Source organism: Limnospira sp. PMC 1279.21 (assembly GCF_032349615.1).
Taxonomy (GTDB): Bacteria; Cyanobacteriota; Cyanobacteriia; order Cyanobacteriales; family Microcoleaceae; genus Limnospira; species Limnospira fusiformis.
In genome coordinates this window covers 1-2,769 of the sequence record NZ_JARPLU010000311.1, presented here as the reverse complement: position 1 = coordinate 2,769, position 2,769 = coordinate 1, and the positions used below count along the sequence as shown (strand labels likewise).

Genomic DNA, 2,769 nt, shown 5'->3' with positions numbered 1-2,769 from the left:
TCTCCCCCTCATTTTCTCCCCCGTCCTGAAGATATGGCGGCTTTAAAAGAACGACTGTTGACCCCACTTCTCAGGCTCTCTATCCCCTGGGTACGTTGACGACGTTGTTTTCCTTCCCGATGATTATTTCGGCATATTTCACCTATCGCTATCTCGCCCGCCTCCCGCAGGGATAATCAGGGCTGACCCTATCTACACCCAGTCTTTCATAATATCCGAGTTAGACCGCAAGCGCTTGACAACACCCTGCTGATGTCTTATAATCGTTTTGGGTTCTAATACATATAGCAGTCCTAAATGATTTGTCCCTAACCCTCTCCCGTTCTTAGCCGCCGACGGTTGGGGTCCGCCATCGTCTTCCACAACTGATTTAGGATGGCTATAGTTATGCAAATGCACCTAATACTGTCTAGAATTAATAGCTGTATTAAAAAAGCTGGAGGCTCTTCTTGATCAAGTATGTGGTCAACACTCCAAAAGGCGGTGTTGGAAAGACGACGATATCGACCAATCTAGCGCTCATGCTCGCCGCCAGACAGAAAAGAGTGTGGGCATTGGATCTAGCTCAGGGCAGCATAATGACTAGGATACTGTCAAATAGTCCTGTTTTTCAGGGTGGCTCATGCAAGATTGATACACGTGAAGGTCAGCAGCTTCCGATTAATTTTCCTGGGGCGAAAGCTTTTGATTATATGGTCGTCGATACAGACGACTATTGGGAGTACCTAAAAGATCTGTTAGAACAGGTAAATCGAGGATGGCGGCTTATTGCTCCGGTGCCTCCAGATGATGAGCTTGCACTAGATCGCGTTCCGGGTGATCTGAGCATACTTGCAGCAGCCGCCATGTCACAAGACAAGAATATCCCGTTCAAGATAGTTGCCAATAAGGTCACTACGTCCGATCAGAAACAACGACTTTATGAGGCATTACAGAAAACTGGTATTGCATCGCGCCTATCCGAGTACGTTGTACCGCTTGTAGAGGGGCATCCGGGCTCCTTTTATAAGAACTCTGCTTTTGCAAAAGCACTCGATGGTGTATTGAGCGAATTAGGATAAGTCCTTATGATTACAAACAGGATACTTAGCAAGCAGCTTCGCAAAGTAGCGGGTGAATCCATGTTCGCGAAATTAGAAGTGTGTCTGCGCAAAGATCGGCTAAACATGGATCTTTTGTATCGTCTACGGAATCCCCTCGACACAAGAGACCCTCGATATGTAATCCAGCGTTCATTTATGTGTGTTAGCTTTTCGGAGTCTCAGCATGGCAAAGCATTCCTGGAAATGATTCATCCAGACTCAGCTTCTTCCGTGCTTAAAGCAGCGAAAGAGGAGCGGAGCACAAAGGACACTTATTTAGTGAAGATCCCTAGATGGCAAATTATGCTTCTTTCCAAATATGTAGAGGAAAAAATCGTCAAATCTAAAGGAGTTGAGGTACTTGTAAACGAAGTTTTGAGCAGGTGTGCTAAGTCTCTTGAGATAGTGATGAACGATGAGTAAGCTTCTTATAGAAGGTCTGGTTAACAAACTGCTGGATTTAACTCCAGTTGAAAAGGAATCCGTTGGCAATAGAATCACGGAGGCTCTTGGCGGCGATCCGACAAAAAAGGCACCCGGATTACCTAAGAGGCGCGGCAATCAAGACGGAGGCATCGATGGTCGAGTGCCAGTCTACCGCAAAGTTGTAAGGATGGAGGCAATGCTAACAGAATCTGGTCGAGAGGAAATCGTGTCGCGAGAAGAACCCGTAATGACTAAGGTGGAAGCTGGAATCACAATTAAATTGGAGGGTCAAACATTTAGTGCCGAGCGTCTCGGAGGGTTCAAAATCGCTTTGGAAAGAGAGAATCTTCGAGACGGTATTATAATCACTGCTAGAGGTTTGTCTCCTGATGCTGCTGTGTACATCGAAAAGCTACATAAAGACACGGTATTTCGGTTTATAGCGCCTACACTTGGTGACTTTTTATCTCAGTCTGTCCCAGACAGCCCTATTGAGTTTGTGTGTGATCCTAATCAAGCGATTAGGAGCGCACTGCAACTTTACCTGGATAACACCTGATGGCAGCGGACGGAAGCCCCTAGTGCTGAGTTCCAGGTTACTTGCCGCCGCTGCATTCCACCGTTAAACCAGTTCATCTAAAAGACGGCGATCGCCTCAATCGCCGCGATGCTGAGAGACAAAGCCAGAATTCCTCCCACCAAGTGACCTGCGCCCAGGGTAATAAATTCCTGTGCCACTTGAATAGTGAACACCATACCCACGAAACTAGCCGTCAGCAGCGCGATAAATAACGATTCTGGACCAACGATCGCCATTTGTTCTAGGGTATTGCGGCGGTGAATTTTCCCCTGTAGGATGTGCAGCAGAACCTGTCCCCCCAAAAACAGCGAGGCGATAAAGCGTTGAGTCCAAATACCAAGGCTAGAACGGGTTTTAGTAGGATTCAAGGAACTGACTATGGTTGCAGTAGCAAATTGTATACCTGGTGGCTAGTAGCCGTAGTCCGATGATATCATTATATCAAACTTCCTATCATTTCCGCATCCGCCCGTCCCCCGTTGGTGGTTGCCAAGCTGAATTTTAGCTCCAATTTAGTCTAGGATTAAGTGGAAATTGTTATTTTCGAGTTGGGTAAATTAGGATAAATGGCGGATATTGTAGATATAGCAGTGAGTGCCGGGTGTTTCACCACCTTGGTGGCAGCGGTACAGGCAGCGGGATTAGTGGAAACCCTGAAAACTCCCGGTCCTTTTACCGTTT

General features: G+C 46.8%; 2 protein-coding genes and 2 pseudogenes. 3 read left to right on the top strand and 1 reads right to left on the bottom strand.

Features of this window, described 5'->3' with window-relative positions:
• Positions 1-449 precede the first annotated feature (449 nt).
• Entirely contained in the window at positions 450-1,061 is a 612-nt protein-coding gene (locus P5683_RS23945; RefSeq protein ID WP_315641140.1) for an AAA family ATPase, read from the top strand.
• A gap of 436 nt (positions 1,062-1,497) precedes the next feature.
• Positions 1,498-2,067 carry a hypothetical protein gene (locus P5683_RS23940; RefSeq protein ID WP_006621129.1) on the top strand — a complete coding sequence of 190 codons (570 nt, stop codon included), beginning with the start codon at positions 1,498-1,500 and terminating at the stop codon, positions 2,065-2,067.
• Between the two features lie 110 nt (positions 2,068-2,177).
• On the opposite strand, the pseudogene P5683_RS23935 reads toward P5683_RS23940, so the two are convergent.
• Positions 2,178-2,456: pseudogene (locus P5683_RS23935) on the bottom strand (ABC transporter permease); the annotation flags it as partial.
• A gap of 198 nt (positions 2,457-2,654) precedes the next feature.
• On the opposite strand from P5683_RS23935, the pseudogene P5683_RS23930 reads away from it, so the two are divergent.
• Positions 2,655-2,769, top strand: a pseudogene (locus P5683_RS23930) (fasciclin domain-containing protein); the annotation flags it as partial.

Coding starts and splice junctions, on each gene's coding strand:
- P5683_RS23940 (WP_006621129.1), top strand. CDS start 1,498: ATGAGTAAGCTTCTTATAGAAGGTCTGGTTAACAAACTGCTGGATTTA.